Source organism: Pseudomonas sp. S8, from assembly GCF_050473925.1.
GTDB classification, from domain to species: domain Bacteria; phylum Pseudomonadota; class Gammaproteobacteria; order Pseudomonadales; family Pseudomonadaceae; genus Aquipseudomonas; species Aquipseudomonas parakoreensis.
This window is the reverse complement of record NZ_JBFDVZ010000016.1, coordinates 2,919,552-2,936,488: the sequence shown is the minus strand read 5'-3', so window position 1 is coordinate 2,936,488 and position 16,937 is coordinate 2,919,552. Positions and strand designations below refer to the sequence as shown.

The following is a 16,937-nucleotide window of genomic DNA, read 5'->3' as shown; positions in this document are numbered from 1 at the left end:
GTTTATCCGGGCTGCGTCGTGACAGGCGTCAAGCAGCGGGGTTTAATGAACACCTGTTCTTTTGGAGTTGATGCTATGCGTAAGTCTGTTCTGCTGGTTGCTTCCTTTTCCACGATGGCGATGTTGCTGACCGGCTGCCAGTCGAGCCTGACCGGTGACTCCTACTCCCGTGACGAAGCGCGTCGTGTGCAGACGATTCGCATGGGTACCATCGAATCCCTGCGTCCGGTGAAAATCGAAGGCACCAAGACCCCGATCGGCGGCGCTGCAGGCGCAGTGGTCGGCGGTGTCGGCGGCAGCGCCATCGGTGGCGGCAAGGGCAGCATCGTTGCGGCGGTCATCGGCGCCGTGGCCGGCGGCCTGATCGGTTCTGCCACCGAAGAAGGCCTGACCCGCACCCAGGGCGTGGAAATTACCGTGCGCGAAGACGACGGCAGCATGCGCGCCTACGTGCAACAGGTTCAGGAAAACGAAGTGTTCCGTGTCGGTGAGCGCGTACGTATCTCCACCGTCGGTGGCACCAGCCGCGTTTCGCACTAAGCGGCAACGAGCGGTAAAGAAAAACCCCGATCAGGTGTCTGGTCGGGGTTTTTCGTTTTTGGATTTCTCGGTGCGATGCTTACATCTCAATACCAATAAACAATTCCAGGTTGGTGGGAATGAACTCATCAGTCAGCATCGCAATCTGTTGCGCCTGCTCTGCGGTCAACAGCCATTCTCCTTCTGCCATGGCGTTGAGGCTCTTGTGGCCTAGGAGCTTCACGATCCGGTCGTTAAAAGCAGGATCAACGTCCAGTTCATACTTGAGTGAGCTATCGTCGAAACTGTCGGGTAAGAACCCTGTGATGCACAAGTACATAAGCGCCTCTTGATTACTTGGGAGTGGTTCGCCCGGGTTTGGCAGGTTTTGTCTGTTCGCCAGTTTGAGGATTGAACTCTCCAAGGTGTTTCCCCTGTTTGTCGTACATTTCTACCGTTCCGTGTTGGCTATCCCACTCAAAAATGCGTCCTTTGAGATCTTTCCAGCGCTTACGACGAGCGCCGCCACCTTGTACGCTGCTTTTTGGTTTGTCTTTCACAGCTTCAGGAAATGCTGTTAGACCTTCAGGGGCTTTATGGTAGTTGTGGTCGCCTGTGCTTAGAACAATGTAAACCGGCTTAACCCCCGAATCCGCCGGAAATACCAGAATGAAATCCCGATACTCCGGCGGATAAACCGGATTCACCAGGATCCCGTCCGCCGCTTTCGTCGGCGGATAAACCCAGATGTGCGGGGCCTGTGGTGCAGCCTCCAGCGCCGGAATGCCGAGAACGTCCGAACCATCCACCGCCGGCGTCCAGATCAGTTCGACGCCTTCACCAAGGTCCGCAATGAATTGACTGCCACGCGGGCTCAACTGCACGACATCGACCATTTCCCAATCGCGATTTCTGCCGGTATAGAAGCCGTAGCCCTTTAGGCTGCCGTCGGCCTGTTGTTCGACGCGCAGGCGAACGCGGGTGCGGGCCTGTTTGAGGCTGCGCAGTTGCTCGTCGCTATAGAGTGCGCTGTCGCCGAGGCTGGAAGGCATGAGCAGCGCCACCAGTCCTGCCAGGGTGGCGGTGGCCGTTCCGGCGGCGATGGCGGGTAGCGCCTCAAAGGCGGCGCCGGCCAGGGCGAAACTGCCGAGCCCGGCGGGAATGGCTGCGGCGCCGATTTTCTTCAGGGCAATGCCGCCGGTTTCATCGCTTTCGCGTGCACCCAGCAGGATCAGCTCGCCGTAATCCTTGAGGCTGTCGGTCGGCACCATCCCCGAAGGATTCGCGTATTCGCTGATCGCGTCCGGCAATTTGCAGGACTTGGCGAACACGCATCCGGCACGCACCGGATCCGGCTTTTGGGCCGCTACCTCGCGGCTGCGCTCAAAGGCCTCCTGCCGCGCCAGCATGGCGTCGTAAGCGTTCTGCCGGGCTTCGCGCTCGGCCAGTTCAGTGGCCGTCATGTAGCGCCATGTGACGTGATGCCCGTCGCCCGCCGGCGGGTTGGGAACCCGGGGAATGTCCTTGTTGCGAGCCACTGAGCGTCCTTTCGTTCATCCATCGACAACCCTTCGAAAGGGCTGTGCGACGTTAACGAAGCGGACAAAGGCTGGCTGTAGGACGGATCTTTGATTAAGTGCGGATTGTTCGCTATTGGTCAGGCAGGGGGGCGAGCAGGCCGCTTCAGCGCAGAGAACGGGAGGAAAGGTTCTGCGCCGTTACTGAAAAAGCCTGATACCCATTTGCACAGAACCTGGCAGTTGGTGGGTGAATTGAGCCTCAGCTGTATCTGTGAGGCCTGCAGGTTTTTTCCTATGCTTGAGCGCTGACCCTGTGACGAGGCAATTCCTGCCCGACTCAACGAGAACATGACCATGAGCGACAACCGACAGTGGGCCCGTGAAGCGATCCGCATCATCGAAGCGGACTTCCAGCGCAGCGCCGACACCCACCTGATCCCCTTGCCGCTGCCGGGCTTCGCAGGCATTGAGTTGTACTTCAAGGACGAGTCGAGCCATCCCACCGGCAGCCTCAAGCATCGCCTGGCGCGCTCGCTGTTTCTGTATGCGTTGTGTAACGGCTGGCTCAAACCCGGCGCGCCGGTGATCGAGGCGTCCAGCGGTTCGACGGCGATTTCCGAGGCGTATTTCGCGCGCATGCTCGGTTTGCCGTTCATTGCGGTGATGCCGGCGACCACCTCGAAAGAGAAGATCGCGCAGATCGCTTTCTACGGTGGCCAGAGCCATCTGGTGAAAGATCCGACGCAGATTTACGCCGAATCCGAACGTCTGGCCCGCGAGCATGGCGGCCACTTCATCGACCAGTTCACCTACGCCGAGCGGGCCACCGACTGGCGGGCGAACAACAACATCGCCGAGTCGATCTTCCAGCAGATGCGTTTCGAGAAACATCCGGAACCGAGCTGGCTGATTTCCAGCCCCGGCACCGGCGGCACCACCGCGACTCTCGGCCGCTACGTGCGTTATCGCCAGCATTGCACCCGGGTGTTGTGCGCCGATGCCGAGCGTTCGGTGTTCTTCGATTACTACCAGACGGGCGACGCGAGCCTGCGCCTGGACTGCGGTTCGCGGATCGAAGGCATCGGTCGGCCCCGGGTCGAGGCGTCGTTCCTGCCCAAGGTCATCGATGCGATGGTCAAGGTGCCGGACGCCTTGTCGCTGGCGGCCATGCATTATCTGGCGCAGCGTCTGGGACGGCATGTCGGCGGGTCGAGCGGGACCAACCTGATCGGCGCGCTGATGGCGGCGCAGCAGATGAATGTGGCGGGGGAGTCGGGGTCGATCGTGGCGATTCTGTGCGATGGCGGCGAGCGCTATGCCGACACCTATTACGATCAGGCCTGGCTGAAGGCGCAGGGCTATGAGCTGGAGGGATTGATTGCAGCGGTGGCGGCGAGTGCCGAGCGCGGTGAGGCGCTGCCAACCACAGTACTGCGCGCGAATATCTGATACACCAAAAACCACTGTGGGAGCTGGCTTGCCAGCGATAGCGGATTGTCAGTCAACATCAATGTCGAATCTGAGTCCGTCATCGCTGGCAAGCCAGCTCCCACAGGGTTGCGCGTTTTGCAGATTTGGCTGATCAGGCTTCCAGGCCGAGGATATCCCGCGCCACGGCCTCGGCAATCCGAATCCCGTCGACACCCGCCGACAGAATGCCGCCGGCATAACCCGCACCTTCACCCGCCGGGAACAGACCTTTGACGTTCATGCTCTGCAGCGACTCGTTACGCGTAATGCGCAGCGGCGACGAGGTACGGGTTTCGATGCCGGTCAGTACGGCATCGTGCAGCGAGTAGCCACGAATCTGCTTCTCGAACGCCGGCAACGCTTCACGAATCGCTTCGATGGCAAAGTCCGGCAGCGCCAGGGCCAGATCGCCCAGGGCCACGCCCGGTTTGTACGACGGCTCGACTTCGCCCAACTCGGTGGACGGGGTGCCGTTGATGAAGTCGCCGACCAGTTGCGCCGGGGCCTTGTAGTCGCTGCCGCCGAGGATGAACGCGTGGGATTCCAGACGCTCCTGCAACTCGATCCCGGCCAGCGGGCCGCCCGGGTAATCGACCTCCGGGGTGATGCCGACGACGATCCCGGAGTTGGCGTTGCGCTCGTTACGCGAGTACTGGCTCATGCCGTTGGTGACCACGCGGTTCGGCTCGGACGTCGCCGCGACCACGGTGCCGCCCGGGCACATGCAGAAGCTGTAGACCGAACGGCCGTTCTTGGCGTGGTGCACCAGTTTGTAGTCGGCGGCGCCCAGCTTCGGGTGGCCGGCGTACTTGCCCAGCCGCGCACGGTCGATCAGCGATTGCGGGTGCTCGATGCGGAAACCCACCGAGAACGGCTTGGCTTCCATGAACACGCCACGGCTGTGGAGCATGCGGAAGGTGTCGCGGGCGCTGTGGCCGAGGGCCAGAACCACGTGTTTCGAATGCAGGGTTTCGCCGCTCGCCAGTTCGACGCCGACCAGTTGGCCGTCTTCGATCAGCACGTCGGTGACGCGCTCCTGGAAGCGTACTTCGCCGCCCAGGGCGCGGATCTCTTCACGCATGGTCTCGACCATGCCGGTCAGACGGAACGTACCGATGTGCGGTTTGCTAACGTAGAGAATCTCTTCCGGCGCGCCGGCCTTGACGAATTCGTGCAGGACTTTGCGGCCGAGGAACTTCGGATCCTTGATCTGGCTGTACAGCTTTCCGTCGGAGAACGTGCCCGCGCCGCCTTCGCCGAACTGCACGTTGGACTCGGGGTTGAGCACACTTTTACGCCACAGACCCCAGGTGTCCTTGGTGCGCTGACGTACTTCGGTGCCACGTTCGAGGATGATCGGCTTGAAGCCCATCTGTGCCAGCAACAGGCCGGCGAAAATCCCGCACGGGCCGAAACCGACCACGATCGGGCGCTGGTTCAGGTCGCTCGGCGCCTGACCGACGAATTTGTAGCTGACATCCGGCGCCACGTTGACGTTACGGTCGTCGGCGAACTTGCCGAGCACCTTGGCCTCGTCGCGCACGGTGAGGTCGATGGTGTAGATGAAGCACAGTTCGGAGGACTTTTTGCGCGCGTCGTAGCTGCGCTTGAACAAGGTGAAATCGAGCAGGTCATCGCTGGCGATGCCCAGACGCTGCACGATAGCGGCACGCAGGTCTTCTTCGGGATGGTCGATTGGCAGCTTGAGTTCGGTGATTCGTAACATGGCGAGGATCCGGATTCGCGGGGCGCACAACTGCGCCAGGGCGTTTGAAGGCCGCGATTATAAGCCGCAAAGGCCGGATCCGGTGAGGCTAAAACGCTCAGTCGTTACGCGATCCGCCGAAATACCCGCAGCCATGCTCGACCTTGCCGTCGATGCGCAGCTCGGCGCTCATGTGCTGCACGCTGCCGGTGCTGCTGTCGACGCAGCGCTGCGGCGCGACCCACAACTCGATGCGCTGGTTGTTGGCTTCGCTGCTCAGGTTGAAGCGGCCGTCGCCCAGTTGTTCTTCGACATACGGCACGGCCAGCGCCGGTTGGCCTTCACGGTCGATGACCATGCCCTTGCCGCTGACTTTGACGTTCCACTCGGGACCGTGGCCGGCGGCCCGCAGGATCAACAGTTTGAAGTTCGGGTCGTCGCACGCGGTGCCGGAACGTTCGACGCGATACAACTGACCGAGGTCGAGGCGGTCGCCGGCGATCTTCCCGCGTACATCGGCAAACAGTTTGCCCTGCTGATCGGCGAGGGTCGCGGCCTCTTGCAGCACGCTGGTGCCGCCGATGTCATTGACCACGTACTGACGTTGTTCCCCACATGGCTGGAACACCAGCTTGCCGTCGGCTGCGGTCAACTGCCCCTGCATCCGGGATTGCCCGACATGGGACGCACTTTCGCGCGGGCCATCGAGCAATTGGCAGGCGGCGAACAACGGCAGCAGGGCAACAACGATCAACGAACGGGCAACACGCATCTTCGGCTCTCCAGACAAGTGCCGCCACGTTACGCAGGCTGACCGTTGATCACAAGGGTTTAGCCCACGTGAAAGGTCTGGCCGGTTTGCAGGCCTTCGACACTTTTCGCGTAGGCCAGCGCCACATCGGCTGCCGGAACCGGCTTATAGCCACGGAAGTACGGAGCGTAGCTGCCCATGGCTTCCAGCAGCACGGTGGGGCTGATGGAGTTGATGCGCAGGCCACGCGGCAACTCGATGGCGGCCGCTTTGACGAAGCTGTCCAGTGCACCGTTGACCAATGCCGCCGAGGCGCCGGTACGGATCGGGTCGTGGCTGAGCACGCCGCTGGTGAAGGTGAACGAGGCGCCGTCGTTGGCGTATTCGCGGCCGATCAGCAGCAGGTTGACCTGGCCCATCAGTTTGTCTTTCAGGCCGAGGGCGAAGCTTTCAGCGTTCATCTCGCCGAGTGGGGCGAAGGTAACGTTGCCGGCGGCGCAGATCAGCGCGTCGAACTTGCCGGTTTGCTCGAACAGTTTGCGAATCGATGCGCTGTCGCTGATGTCCACCTGGAAGTCGCCGCTGCTGCGACCAATGCGGATCACTTCGTGACGCTGGCTCAGCTCTTTATCCACGGCCGAACCGATGGTGCCGGCGGCACCGATCAACAGAATCTTCATGGGACTGTTCCTCAATGGGTTGAACGAGGTTTCAGTCTAGAGTGGTTTTTTCTGCGGATAAGCGCACTAATAGGCAACCTTTGGTTTTCAAATGGAAACAATCCATGAGTGAGATGGATGATCTTGCGGCGTTCGCGGTGTTGATCGAGGCCGGCAGTTTTACCTTGGCAGCGCAGCAGCTGGGTTGCAGCAAGGGCCAGTTGTCCAAGCGTATCAGCCAGCTGGAAGCGCAGTTTTCCGTGGTGTTGCTGCAACGCACGACGCGCCGTCTGAGCCTGACTGCCGCCGGCGCCGCTTTGCTGCCCCAGGCGCAGGCGCTGGTCGTCCAGGTGGAGCGGGCACGGCAGGCATTGGCGCGTTTGAAGGACGACATGGCCGGCCCGGTGCGGATGACGGTGCCGGTGTCGCTGGGGGAAACGTTTTTCGACGGCTTGCTGCTGGAGTTCTCGCAGAAGTATCCCGAGGTGCAGATCGAGCTGGAGCTGAACAACCACTATCGCGACCTGTCCCGGGACGGCTTCGATCTGGCGATTCGCTCCGAGGTGGCCAATGATGAGCGGTTGGTGGCCAAACCCCTGCTGGCGTGGCAGGAATTGACCTGCGCCAGCCCGATATACCTTGAACAATTCGGTGAACCGCTGACCCCGCAGGAGCTGGCCGAACACCGCTGCCTGCTCAACAGTCATTACAGTGGCCGTGAAGAATGGCTGTATCACCAACAGCACGAATTGCTCCGGGTGCGGGTGTCGGGGCCGTTCGCCAGCAACCATTACAACCTGCTGAAGAAAGCCGCCCTGGCCGGTGCCGGTATCGCACGGTTGCCGTCGTATCTGTTGCAAACGGAACTCGCTGACGGCCGGTTGCGCTGGCTGTTGCGCGATTTTCAGACGCGCCGGATGCCGATGTATCTGGTGCACCCGTACCAAGGTGGATTGCCCAAACGCACGCAGGTGCTGGCGGATTATCTGATTGGCTGGTTCAAACGCAGCGGCGAGGCGCTGGATCGCCTGGCGCATTGACCACGATGCCTGTGATATCCCTGTAGGAGCTGCCGAAGGCTGCGATCTTTTGACCTTGAAAATCAAAAGATCGCAGCCTTCGGCAGCTCCTACTAAGACATCAGAGGCATCAGAGACATCAGCGTTTGCAGTATTTGGCGATCAGGTGATCAATCGACAATCTGCCCGGCCCGGTCGCCATCAGGTACAGCAACACCGCCGCCCAAGTGCCATGGGTCGGGTAGGCATCGGGATAGACGAACACCTCGATGACCAGCGTCATGCCCAGCAGCGCCAGCGCCGAAAACCTCGTGGCGAAGCCGATCAATATCAGCACCGGAAAAAAGTGTTCGGCGAACGCTGCCATGTGCGCGGCGATTTCCGGTGACAGCAACGGCACGTGGTATTCGCTCTGGAACAACGGAATCGTCGAGTCCGCCAAGCGTGGCCAGCCGAGTTGAAAGGTGCCGTCGACCAAATCGATGGCCAGTCCCTCGACCTTGGTCTGCCCGGACTTCCAGAACACCGCGGCAATCGAGAACCGGGCGATGAAGGCGATCAGGCTGTGGGGAATCTTTTCCATTAGCCCGATGGCGCGAGTGATGAGGTTGTTCATGGCGATACCTTGTTGTTCAGGTCGGTGATGGCATGGTGGCCGATCAGCAGGGCGAGGGTCTGCGGCAGATCGAAGGGCGGGCTGTCTTGCGCCGCTTGCAGCAGCGGTCGGTGATGGAGCAGATGGTGGATGAATACGCTGGCGCCGTGATCGAGGGCAAAGACCTCGACCTCCAGACCGTTGCGCAGCACCAGTGCGTGTTGCCCTTGATGGATATCGATACCCGCCAGGGTGGTGTCTTGCTGATGCGCGGCCCAGATCGAAACCACTGCGTAGGCGGAGTCGAGCAGGTGCAGCGAGGGGTGCAGGGCGATGTGCAGTTCGGCCAGCGTTTGCGGTTCGGCCAGTGCTGCACTGATCTGTTGCGCACTGACCGTCGCGGCATCGGCGGCGTGATAAGCGCGGGTGCGCAAGCGTTCGAGCCGTGCGACATCGGCGAGATACGGCACCCCGGCCGCCGGTTCGAATGCACCAATGAAGTCCGCCAGTCCGTCACCATAACGGCTCATCAACGGACTGTGCGGCGGCTGCTGCTGGATGAAAATGCTGGCCATGCCGCGAAAGAATTCCTCGCCGACCAATTGCTGCACCACCGGATAACTGTCGGCCAGCGCGTTGATCAATGAGCCTTGCACGTTATTGCGATACACCGAAAACCGGCTGGCAGGATCAGCGCCGTTGGCACTGTACAGGCCAGCGGGGCAGGGCAGGCGAGTGTCGAGCAGGGCGGCGCTGAAGTCGGCTTGAGTGCTCATGGCTGACTCCTTGCGTGCCGCAGCAACGCTTCGGCCTGCTGCGCCTCGGCCAGCAGCACGTTGAACGTCGGGAGGTGATTGTCCCGTTCGATCAAAGTTGCCACCGGGCCAACACGTTCGAGTGCCTGTCGGTATAACGCCCAGACGGCATCATCAACCGGCGCGCCGTGATCATCGATCAGCAAGCGGTCGCCGAGGCTGTCGGCGTCTTCGGCGAACCCGGCCAGATGAATCTCGCCAACCGCGTGTAAGGGCAGTGCATCAAGGTACGCCAGTGGATCGCGTTGATGATTGATGCACGAGACGTAGACGTTGTTGACGTCGAGTAGCAGACCGCAGCCGCTGCGACGGATCACCTCGGCGATGAACGCCGGCTCATCGATGGTCGAGCGCTCGAAGCCAAGATAGGTCGCTGGATTTTCCAGCAGCATCGGACGCTTGAGGGTGTTCTGCACCTGATCAATATGCGCGCAGACGCGGTCAAGCGTCGGCGTGTCATACGCCAGCGGCAGCAGGTCATTGAGGAACACCGGGCCGTGGCTCGACCAGGCCAGGTGTTCGGAAAAGGCTTGCGGTTGATAACGCTCGATCAGTGTTTGCAGGCGTTGCAGGTGTTGCAGATCCAGTGGTCTTTCGGCCCCGATCGACAGCCCGACGCCGTGCAGCGACAGCGGATACTGCTCGCGGATCAACCCGAGAAAATGATGAAACGGACCGCCGTCGACCATGTAGTTTTCGGCGTGGACTTCGAAGAAACCGATGTCCGGTCGGGTGCCGAGCACTTCACGAAAGTGCCCGGTCTTGAGTCCCAGCCCCGCGCGGGGCGGGAGCCCGCAGAGGGCTGCCCGAGTGCGCGGTGGGACAGGTTCGTTGAGGGTGAACATGAGCGTCACTCGGGCAGGTCGTGGATCAGGACTTGGCTTTGAAGGCTTCCATCTGACCGAAGCCGGTCGGCGAGGTTTTGCTCTCGGTGGTGGTGCAGGTGCCTTTTGGCACGAACTTCCAGGAGTTGGCCTGGTAATCCATTTTCGCGGTGCCGGCACATGTGGTGCCTGCGCCCGCGGCGCAATCGTTGTGACCCTTCATGGCCACACCGAAGCATTTTTCCATGTTGCTGTTGTCGGCGGCATTGGCGCTGGAAACGGCAGTCATGCTCAGGGCGGAACCAAGAGCCAGAACCAGTGCAGCGGCGGACAGGGTGCGAGTGGTAGCAGTCATGATGTTTCTCCAGAATTGAGCTTGGGTTTTACAAGCGAAGTGCGCTTGCTTACCCCACTAGAGAACGCCCATGGCGATGCGTTACAGCGCCACCGAAATTTTTCAGAAAAAAATGCAAAACCCTGTAGGAGCTGCCGCAGGGGATTTCTGTGGTTGCGCGTCTATAGTCATTGCAACGGCCCCTGTCACAGGCCGATTTACCAGGACGGTATCTCATGACGAAGGATCGCTCAGCCCGCGCTGTGCTATTGCGCACGGCTTCATCTTTTACGCTCGCCTGCACGCTGCCCCTGCTGTCTGGCACGGTTTGCGCGCAGACGCAGATTGATCCGCTGGACACGCTCAAGCGCATCAATCACAACTACAACACCCTCAAGGACAGCTGTCAGGAACCGGATACCGGCGCCGCGCGCGGGCTGTATTACTGCAGCGGCGTGACCCTGCGCATGGTCAATGACGGGCCCTTCAATCCGTGGGATTACAGCCCTTATGCAATCAAGATCGGCGCGACGTCCTACTCGTGGATTCGCAAGGATCTGAGCACGCGCATTCTCATTCACCCGGCCGGTTTCATCCTGCGCACACCCACCGATGCAGCGGCGCTGAAGCTGCCGGTCAAGGAGCAAGGCTTCACCTGCATCTATGCGTTTGATGGCGGTACCGGGCCGGAGCGCAAGTGGTATGGCTGCGGTTTCTTCGACAGCCGCGAACCGCCGCGTGCGGCGCAAGGCACGCTGAACAACCGCAATGCCGCACTGGCCTACGGCACTTGTGCCGAGGCGGGTGTCACCACCGCCGAGCAGTGGACGCAGAAATACACCGGGCTGATGAAGGGGCCGATCCAGTACAGCCAATGTTCGTGGAACGCGGAAAAACCCAGCGACTGGCACGCGATGATCCGCGTGCATGAGTCGCGCCCGAACACCACCAACAAGGACCCCTTTGCCTTCAGTGCCCAGGTCAACGAGTTCATGTTGAAGAACGCCACCGCGAGCAACGACGGCAGCGAAAACATGAAGTACATCGATGCCTTTATCTACAACGTCAACAGCACGCAGAACTTCGCCACTCGCGGAGATCAGGCGCCACCGAAACCGGAGAACGGCTTGAACAGCGCGCGCAACTTCCAGAAAAAACTTCAGGCCCAGGGCTATAGCGTGCCGATCCTGCGCCTGGATTTCACCCAGCCTGCGGAGCGGCGTTTCAGCTATGTCGCCGCCGATCAGGCGATCGCCGAAATGGTAGTGGCTGGCGCCCCGGTGCCGCAATACATCGCCTCCGCCAACTGGGTCAAACGTTATGACCCCGGCACCCGCAAGGATGAATGGAGCCTGAGCGTTGTGCCCACGGCAGCGGGGCGCGCCTTGCCCGGTGAGCAGGTCGACGCTCTTTACGATCAGTTGTTCGCCCTCAAGGGGCCGGACAGCAACTGGCGCGACAACGAAAAGTCCGCTGGCAGCATGCGTCAGCAACTGCGCTGCGTGCTGGTCAATTACCGCAACAAGACGCCATGGAACCTGGAGCCGTTCCGGCCGGCGTTGTCGGACAGCGAGACTCGCGCCGCGGGTTGCAACCCGGTCCCGCGTTGAGTGTGTTGGCTAATCAAGGAGATGCAAGCCATGAAGAAACGTCTGAACAGGATCGCCCCGTTGCTCGTATTGCCGCTGTTGGTGCATGCGGCATGGGCCAGTGCCGAGTCATGCGACGAGACGCTGAGGAAGGTGGAAAAGCTCTATAACAATACCGTCGACAGTTGCGGGCAGGACCCCGCATCGGACTGCTCGGGGCTGCTGGTGCGCGGCACGCACCGGGCCGATCCGGCCAAGGGGCAAAAGTGGGACGTCTGGAACCCCAGCCCGAAAGCCGTGGAGCTGGGCACGTTTGCCGCCTCGTTCATGCGCGCCGACGGCATCAGTTATGAAGACCCCGGCATGAGCACGCAGAACGGCTACCTGATTACGCCACGGGATCTGGTGAAAGACCCCGAGACGCCGGTGCATGTCTATTGCGCGTTTCCCAACGATGCCTGGACCGACTTTCGCAATGACCGTGGCTGCGGTGACAACAAGAATACCGCCCCGGCCGAGGCGGTCTGCCAGGCCATGAAGCCGCCGATTTCGACGCCGAATGCCTGGGTGGCGCACTTCACCCAGTACAACAACAATCGCCAGCAGGACCAGTTGCAGTGCGGCTTCAACATGCGCAATCCGATGAGCAGCAAAGAGCGGGTCGATGCCTTTCGCAATTTCATGGGCGCGCGCAAAGTCATCAACAGCCGCGAGTTTCAGACTCAGACCGAGCTGCGTCTGGGCAATCCTAAAACCGATGAACTGCCGATTCTGGCGTTTTTCTACAGCGATCAGCGCGGCTTGAATGATGCCTTGGCCAATCAAAAGGATTACAAGGCCAAGACCGGCAAGGATCGCAACATCATCAAGATCGACTTCCCGAAAACCCCGGTCGCCAAGGCCTCTTTCTCGTGCATCCAGACCTCGACGCCGGCCGCACCAAAATTTTGCGACAAGTACATCGAGTCCAGCACCTGGGTGCAGCGTCCCGATCCGAAACTGGGGCCGAACACCTGGTCGCTCTCGGTAGTGCCGACCGCATGCGGGCGGGCAATCAAGGACGACCAGACCGACCGGATGTTTGCCGAGCTGTACAACAAGCACAAGGACGATGCGCAATGGCGCGAGTACAGCGTCAATGGCGGGTCGTTGCGGCGGCAGATGGTTTGTCATCTGGCGGCGGTCTACGACGGCAAACCGGTGAGGAACAAGCCTGAGTGGAACCTTGAACCGGCCCGGCCGTATGTCGATCAGGCGACGGCGGTGGCGCAGTACTGCAACCCGTACTGACATCGCTTCCCTGTAGGAGCTGCCGCAGGCTGCGATCTTTTGATCTTGCTTCTAAAAGGCAAAGTCAAAAGATCGCAACCTGCGGCAGCTCCTACACGGGGGGATGTGTGAGGTATAAAAAAACGGCCCGAAGGCCGTTTTTTTGTTCAGCGAAAAGCCTCAACCGCCGAGGTACGCCTCGCGCACTTTCGGGTCGGTGAGCAGCGCTTCACCGGTACCTTGCATGACCACGCGGCCGTTCTCCAGAACATACGCACGGTCGGCGATTTTCAGCGCCTGGTTGGCGTTCTGCTCGACCAGGAACACCGTTACACCGTCCTTGCGCAGTTGTTCGATGATGTCGAAGATCTGCTGGATGATGATCGGTGCCAGGCCCAGCGATGGCTCGTCGAGCAGCAGCAGTTTCGGCTTGCTCATCAGCGCGCGGCCGATGGCGAGCATTTGCTGTTCGCCGCCGGACATGGTGCCGCCGCGCTGGTTGAAGCGTTCTTTCAGGCGCGGGAACAGGCCGAGGACCTTGTCCATCTGCTCCTGATAGTCGCCCTTGTCGGTGAAGAAACCGCCCATCGACAGGTTCTCTTCAACGGTCAGACGGGCGAACACCCGACGACCTTCCGGCACCACGGCGATGCTCTTGCGCATGATCTGCGACGAGTCCTGGCCGACCAGTTCCTCACCCATGTAGCGGATGCTGCCGCTGTGCGCCTGCGGTGAACCGCAGAGCGTCATCAGCAGCGTGGACTTGCCGGCACCGTTCGCTCCGATCAGGGTCACGATCTCGCCCTGGCGGACTTCGACGTTGACGCTGTGCAGGGCCTGGATCTTGCCGTAGAAGGTGGAAACGTTTTCGAACTGCAGCATTTACGCTTCCCCCAGGTAGGCTTTGATCACTTCAGGATTGTCGCGGATCTGTTCCGGCGTGCCATCGGCCAGCGGCGTGCCCTGGTTGATCACGACGATGTGGTCGGAAATGCTCATGACCAGTTTCATGTCGTGTTCGATCAGCAGCACGGTCACGTTGTGCTCTTCACGCAGCACGCTGATCAGCGCCTTGAGGTCTTCGGTTTCCTTCGGGTTCAGGCCGGCGGCCGGTTCGTCGAGCATGAGGATCCGCGGACGGGTCATCATGCAGCGGGCGATTTCCAGGCGCCGTTGCTGACCGTAGGCCAGGGTGCCGGCGGTACGGTTGGCGAACTCTTTCAGGTTGACCTTTTCCAGCCAGTACTCGGCATATTCCATGGCCTCGCGTTCGCTCTTGCGGAACGCCGGGGTCTTGAACAGGCCGGACAGGAAGTTGGTGTTCAGGTGACGGTGCTGCGCGATCAACAGGTTCTCGACCGCCGTCATGTCCTTGAACAGCCGCACGTTCTGGAAGGTGCGGACCACGCCCTTGAGGGCGATTTTGTGCCCCGGCAGACCCTGGATGGGCTCGCCGTCGAGCAGGATGCTGCCGCCCGATGGCTGGTAGAAACCGGTCAGGCAGTTGAACACGGTGGTCTTGCCCGCGCCGTTCGGCCCGATCAGCGCCACCACTTGCTTCTCCTTGACGGTCAGGGCCACGCCATTGACCGCCAGCAAGCCGCCGAAGCGCATGCTCAGGTTTTCGACTTTCAGGATCTCGCGGCTCATTTTCGCAACTCCATGTGTGGGCGTTGCATCGGCAGCAGACCTTGTGGACGCCAGATCATCATCAACACCATCAGCGCACCGAACATCAACATCCGGTATTCGCTGAATTCACGCATCATTTCCGGCAACAGGATCATCACCACGGCCGCGAGAATCACGCCCAGCTGCGAGCCCATGCCACCCAGCACAACGATGGCGAGGATGATCGCCGACTCGATGAAGGTGAACGACTCCGGTGTCACCAGACCCTGACGGGCGGCGAAGAAGCTGCCGGCGAAACCGGCGAAGCTCGCGCCCAGGGTGAACGCCGACAGTTTGATCACGGTCGGGTTGAGGCCAAGTGCGCGGCAGGCGATTTCGTCTTCACGCAGCGCTTCCCACGCACGGCCGATCGGCATGCGCAGCAGACGGTTGATGATGAACAGCGCTGCCAGCGCCAGCAACAGGGCCACCAGGTAGAGGAAGATCACCTTGTTGATCGAGTTGTATTCGAGGCCGAAGTACTCGTGGAAGGTTTGCATGCCTTCCGCCGCTTTGCGTTCGAAGGTCAGGCCGAAGAACGTCGGTTTCTCGATGTTGCTGATGCCGTTCGGACCACCGGTGATATCGGTCAGGTTACGCAGGAACAGACGAATGATTTCGCCGAAACCGAGGGTCACGATCGCTAGATAGTCACCGCGCAGACGCAACACGGGGAAGCCCAGCAGGAAGCCGAACGTCGCCGCCATCAGGCCGGCAATCGGCAGGCAGATCCAGAAGCTCAGGCCGTAGTAGTGCGACAGCAGCGCGTAGCTGTAGGCGCCGACGGCGTAGAAACCGACGTAACCCAGATCGAGCAGGCCGGCCAGGCCCACCACGATGTTCAGGCCGAGGCCGAGCATCACGTAGATCAGGATCAGCGTGGCGATGTCCACCGCGCCACGCGAGCCGAAGAACGGCCACACCAGCGCACCCAGAATCAGCGCAATGATGATGTAGCGTTGCGTGGTCGGCAGGGTCAGGAAGTTGCTGGCCTTGGCCGGGATCAACGGCAGGCCCGGCGAGGATTTCCACGCCTTGCTGATCTGCTGGTTGAACAGCACCCGCAGGAACATCAACACCGAGCAGATGGCGATGGTCGCCAAAATGGCCGGGCTGGTGCCGTGCACTTCGAGGTTGATGCCGACGATGGTCAGTTTCAGACCGAGTACCGGGTAGGCCACGGCCCACACCAGCAAGGCACTGAACAGTGCCTGTTTAAGATTCCTAGTCATACTTTCTCAACCTCCGGACGGCCCAGAATGCCGGTCGGACGGAACAACAGCACCAGAACCAACAAGCCGAAAGCCACGACGTCCTTGTACTGGTCGCCGAAGATATCGGCGCCAAAGGCTTCCGCCACCCCAAGCACCAGCCCGCCGAGCATGGCGCCGGGGATGCTGCCGATCCCGCCGAGTACCGCAGCGGTGAAGGCCTTGAGGCCGACGAGGAAACCGGCGTTGGGGTTGATCACGCCGTACTGCATGCTCAGCAGCACAGCCGCAACGGCTGCCAGCGCGGCACCGATGACGAAGGTCAGGGCGATGATGTTGTTGGTGTTGATGCCCAGCAGGTTGGCCATCTTGATGTCTTCGGCGCAGGCACGGCAGGCGCGACCCAGGCGAGAGCGGGAGATGAACAGCGTGAGGCCGAGCATGGCGACCAGGGTCACCACGAACACCACGATTTGCATGTAGGAAATCAGCACTTCATGTGCGCCACCTGGCCCGATGGAGAAGTTGCCGGGGATCAGGTTGGGGATGGATTTGTCCTTGGAGTCTTGCGCGAGCAGAACCGTGTTCTGCAGGAAGATCGACATACCGATCGCGGAAATCAGCGGGATCAGACGGTTGCTGCCGCGCAGAGGGCGGTAGGCGATCCGTTCGATGCTGTAACCGTAGGAACTGGTGACGACGATGCTCGCGATGAACGCGGCGGTCATCAACAGCGGGACGTTGTCGATTCCCATCATGGCCAGCCCGGCGATGGCGATGAACGCCACGTACGAACCGATCATGTACACCTCGCCGTGGGCGAAGTTGATCATTCCAATGATGCCGTAAACCATCGTATAGCCGATGGCGATCAGGGCATACGTGCTGCCAATGGTCAGGCCATTAACCAGCTGTTGGAAGAAGTGATAGATGTCAGGCATTACAACGCTCCTAAAAACCTGATACGCATTTCACTGGTGGAGTCA

At 60.8% G+C, this 16,937-nt stretch carries 18 protein-coding genes; 5 read left to right on the top strand and 13 right to left on the bottom strand.

The annotated features are described in order from the left end of the window. The first annotated feature begins 75 nt into the window (after window positions 1-75). Entirely contained in the window at window positions 76-540 is a 465-nt protein-coding gene (locus tag AB1J88_RS14400; protein WP_007969461.1) for a glycine zipper 2TM domain-containing protein, read from the top strand. Between the two features lie 79 nt (window positions 541-619). On the opposite strand, the gene AB1J88_RS14395 is transcribed toward AB1J88_RS14400, so the two are convergent. Further along, window positions 620-859, bottom strand: coding sequence for a pyocin S6 family toxin immunity protein (locus AB1J88_RS14395; RefSeq protein WP_121184105.1), 240 nt, complete (start codon window positions 857-859; stop codon window positions 620-622). 13 nt (window positions 860-872) lie between these two features. Beyond that, on the bottom strand, window positions 873-2,057 hold the full coding sequence (locus AB1J88_RS14390; RefSeq protein WP_430291319.1) for a colicin E3/pyocin S6 family cytotoxin: 1,185 nt from the start codon (window positions 2,055-2,057) through the stop codon (window positions 873-875). A 336-nt stretch (window positions 2,058-2,393) separates the two neighbouring features. Between AB1J88_RS14390 and AB1J88_RS14385 the strand changes: the two genes are divergently transcribed. Further along, the gene (locus tag AB1J88_RS14385) at window positions 2,394-3,488 is read left to right on the top strand and encodes a PLP-dependent cysteine synthase family protein (protein ID WP_430291318.1); all 1,095 of its coding nucleotides are present in this window, start codon (window positions 2,394-2,396) and stop codon (window positions 3,486-3,488) included. A 133-nt stretch (window positions 3,489-3,621) separates the two neighbouring features. On the opposite strand, the gene AB1J88_RS14380 is transcribed toward AB1J88_RS14385, so the two are convergent. The 3 genes from AB1J88_RS14380 to AB1J88_RS14370 form a co-directional block, all read right to left on the bottom strand. Next, complete coding sequence (locus AB1J88_RS14380; RefSeq protein WP_182404005.1) at window positions 3,622-5,235, bottom strand: NAD(P)/FAD-dependent oxidoreductase; 1,614 nt, start codon at window positions 5,233-5,235, stop codon at window positions 3,622-3,624. 97 nt (window positions 5,236-5,332) lie between these two features. Beyond that, window positions 5,333-5,986 carry a COG3650 family protein gene (locus tag AB1J88_RS14375; RefSeq protein ID WP_430291317.1) on the bottom strand — a complete coding sequence of 218 codons (654 nt, stop codon included), beginning with the start codon at window positions 5,984-5,986 and terminating at the stop codon, window positions 5,333-5,335. 59 nt (window positions 5,987-6,045) lie between these two features. Beyond that, window positions 6,046-6,645 (bottom strand): short chain dehydrogenase, encoded by a 600-nt coding sequence (locus AB1J88_RS14370; protein WP_430291316.1) that lies wholly within the window; start codon window positions 6,643-6,645, stop codon window positions 6,046-6,048. Between the two features lie 104 nt (window positions 6,646-6,749). Here AB1J88_RS14370 and AB1J88_RS14365 point away from each other — a divergent pair, with 104 nt between their 5' ends. Beyond that, window positions 6,750-7,664: a LysR family transcriptional regulator gene (locus AB1J88_RS14365; RefSeq protein ID WP_430291315.1), complete on the top strand. Its 915-nt coding sequence runs from the start codon at window positions 6,750-6,752 to the stop codon at window positions 7,662-7,664. 118 nt (window positions 7,665-7,782) lie between these two features. Here the strand turns inward: AB1J88_RS14365 and AB1J88_RS14360 are convergent, their stop codons facing one another. Genes AB1J88_RS14360 through AB1J88_RS14345 form a run of 4 tightly spaced genes read right to left on the bottom strand, consistent with a single transcriptional unit; the run spans window position 7,783 to window position 10,232 of the window. Next, window positions 7,783-8,259, bottom strand: a complete 477-nt coding sequence (locus tag AB1J88_RS14360; RefSeq protein WP_430291314.1) for a DoxX family protein — start codon at window positions 8,257-8,259, stop codon at window positions 7,783-7,785. Further along, window positions 8,256-9,014, bottom strand: a complete 759-nt coding sequence (locus AB1J88_RS14355) for a DNA-binding domain-containing protein (RefSeq protein ID WP_430291313.1) — start codon at window positions 9,012-9,014, stop codon at window positions 8,256-8,258. Before AB1J88_RS14355 ends, AB1J88_RS14360 begins: the two co-directional genes overlap by 4 nt. Then, window positions 9,011-9,898 (bottom strand): MNIO family bufferin maturase, encoded by an 888-nt coding sequence (gene bufB / locus AB1J88_RS14350; RefSeq protein WP_222016114.1) that lies wholly within the window; start codon window positions 9,896-9,898, stop codon window positions 9,011-9,013. The genes AB1J88_RS14355 and bufB overlap by 4 nt, the downstream gene beginning before the upstream one ends. A gap of 25 nt (window positions 9,899-9,923) precedes the next feature. Beyond that, window positions 9,924-10,232, bottom strand: coding sequence for a BufA1 family periplasmic bufferin-type metallophore (locus AB1J88_RS14345; protein ID WP_007969475.1), 309 nt, complete (start codon window positions 10,230-10,232; stop codon window positions 9,924-9,926). Between the two features lie 215 nt (window positions 10,233-10,447). Between AB1J88_RS14345 and AB1J88_RS14340 the strand changes: the two genes are divergently transcribed. Both AB1J88_RS14340 and AB1J88_RS14335 read left to right on the top strand, forming a co-directional pair. Beyond that, window positions 10,448-11,821, top strand: a complete 1,374-nt coding sequence (locus AB1J88_RS14340; RefSeq protein WP_430291312.1) for a DUF2599 domain-containing protein — start codon at window positions 10,448-10,450, stop codon at window positions 11,819-11,821. Between the two features lie 30 nt (window positions 11,822-11,851). After that, a complete protein-coding gene (locus tag AB1J88_RS14335; RefSeq protein ID WP_430291311.1) occupies window positions 11,852-13,090 on the top strand; it encodes a DUF2599 domain-containing protein in 1,239 nt (412 codons plus the stop codon). A gap of 159 nt (window positions 13,091-13,249) precedes the next feature. On the opposite strand, the gene AB1J88_RS14330 is transcribed toward AB1J88_RS14335, so the two are convergent. The 4 genes from AB1J88_RS14330 to livH are packed head-to-tail and all read right to left on the bottom strand — an operon-like array spanning window position 13,250 to window position 16,892. Beyond that, a complete protein-coding gene (locus AB1J88_RS14330) occupies window positions 13,250-13,951 on the bottom strand; it encodes an ABC transporter ATP-binding protein (RefSeq protein ID WP_003222380.1) in 702 nt (233 codons plus the stop codon). Continuing rightward, window positions 13,952-14,719 carry a high-affinity branched-chain amino acid ABC transporter ATP-binding protein LivG gene (livG, locus tag AB1J88_RS14325; protein ID WP_007969480.1) on the bottom strand — a complete coding sequence of 256 codons (768 nt, stop codon included), beginning with the start codon at window positions 14,717-14,719 and terminating at the stop codon, window positions 13,952-13,954. It lies immediately after the preceding gene. After that, window positions 14,716-15,972 carry a high-affinity branched-chain amino acid ABC transporter permease LivM gene (locus AB1J88_RS14320; RefSeq protein WP_430291310.1) on the bottom strand — a complete coding sequence of 419 codons (1,257 nt, stop codon included), beginning with the start codon at window positions 15,970-15,972 and terminating at the stop codon, window positions 14,716-14,718. The genes livG and AB1J88_RS14320 overlap by 4 nt, the downstream gene beginning before the upstream one ends. Then, window positions 15,969-16,892, bottom strand: coding sequence for a high-affinity branched-chain amino acid ABC transporter permease LivH (livH, locus tag AB1J88_RS14315; protein ID WP_027614381.1), 924 nt, complete (start codon window positions 16,890-16,892; stop codon window positions 15,969-15,971). Before livH ends, AB1J88_RS14320 begins: the two co-directional genes overlap by 4 nt. Window positions 16,893-16,937: the final 45 nt, after the last annotated feature.

Excerpts from the sequence above, each read along its gene's own strand:
- AB1J88_RS14370 (WP_430291316.1), bottom strand. The coding sequence starts at position 6,645 with ATGAAGATTCTGTTGATCGGTGCCGCCGGCACCATCGGTTCGGCCGTG.
- livG (WP_007969480.1), bottom strand. The coding sequence starts at position 14,719 with ATGAGCCGCGAGATCCTGAAAGTCGAAAACCTGAGCATGCGCTTCGGC.
- AB1J88_RS14395 (WP_121184105.1), bottom strand. The coding sequence starts at position 859 with ATGTACTTGTGCATCACAGGGTTCTTACCCGACAGTTTCGACGATAGC.
- AB1J88_RS14375 (WP_430291317.1), bottom strand. The coding sequence starts at position 5,986 with ATGCGTGTTGCCCGTTCGTTGATCGTTGTTGCCCTGCTGCCGTTGTTC.
- AB1J88_RS14335 (WP_430291311.1), top strand. The coding sequence starts at position 11,852 with ATGAAGAAACGTCTGAACAGGATCGCCCCGTTGCTCGTATTGCCGCTG.
- AB1J88_RS14360 (WP_430291314.1), bottom strand. The coding sequence starts at position 8,259 with ATGAACAACCTCATCACTCGCGCCATCGGGCTAATGGAAAAGATTCCC.
- AB1J88_RS14400 (WP_007969461.1), top strand. The coding sequence starts at position 76 with ATGCGTAAGTCTGTTCTGCTGGTTGCTTCCTTTTCCACGATGGCGATG.
- AB1J88_RS14365 (WP_430291315.1), top strand. The coding sequence starts at position 6,750 with ATGAGTGAGATGGATGATCTTGCGGCGTTCGCGGTGTTGATCGAGGCC.
- AB1J88_RS14385 (WP_430291318.1), top strand. The coding sequence starts at position 2,394 with ATGAGCGACAACCGACAGTGGGCCCGTGAAGCGATCCGCATCATCGAA.
- bufB (WP_222016114.1), bottom strand. The coding sequence starts at position 9,898 with ATGTTCACCCTCAACGAACCTGTCCCACCGCGCACTCGGGCAGCCCTC.
- AB1J88_RS14355 (WP_430291313.1), bottom strand. The coding sequence starts at position 9,014 with ATGAGCACTCAAGCCGACTTCAGCGCCGCCCTGCTCGACACTCGCCTG.
- livH (WP_027614381.1), bottom strand. The coding sequence starts at position 16,892 with ATGCCTGACATCTATCACTTCTTCCAACAGCTGGTTAATGGCCTGACC.
- AB1J88_RS14380 (WP_182404005.1), bottom strand. The coding sequence starts at position 5,235 with ATGTTACGAATCACCGAACTCAAGCTGCCAATCGACCATCCCGAAGAA.
- AB1J88_RS14340 (WP_430291312.1), top strand. The coding sequence starts at position 10,448 with ATGACGAAGGATCGCTCAGCCCGCGCTGTGCTATTGCGCACGGCTTCA.
- AB1J88_RS14320 (WP_430291310.1), bottom strand. The coding sequence starts at position 15,972 with ATGACTAGGAATCTTAAACAGGCACTGTTCAGTGCCTTGCTGGTGTGG.
- AB1J88_RS14345 (WP_007969475.1), bottom strand. The coding sequence starts at position 10,232 with ATGACTGCTACCACTCGCACCCTGTCCGCCGCTGCACTGGTTCTGGCT.
- AB1J88_RS14330 (WP_003222380.1), bottom strand. The coding sequence starts at position 13,951 with ATGCTGCAGTTCGAAAACGTTTCCACCTTCTACGGCAAGATCCAGGCC.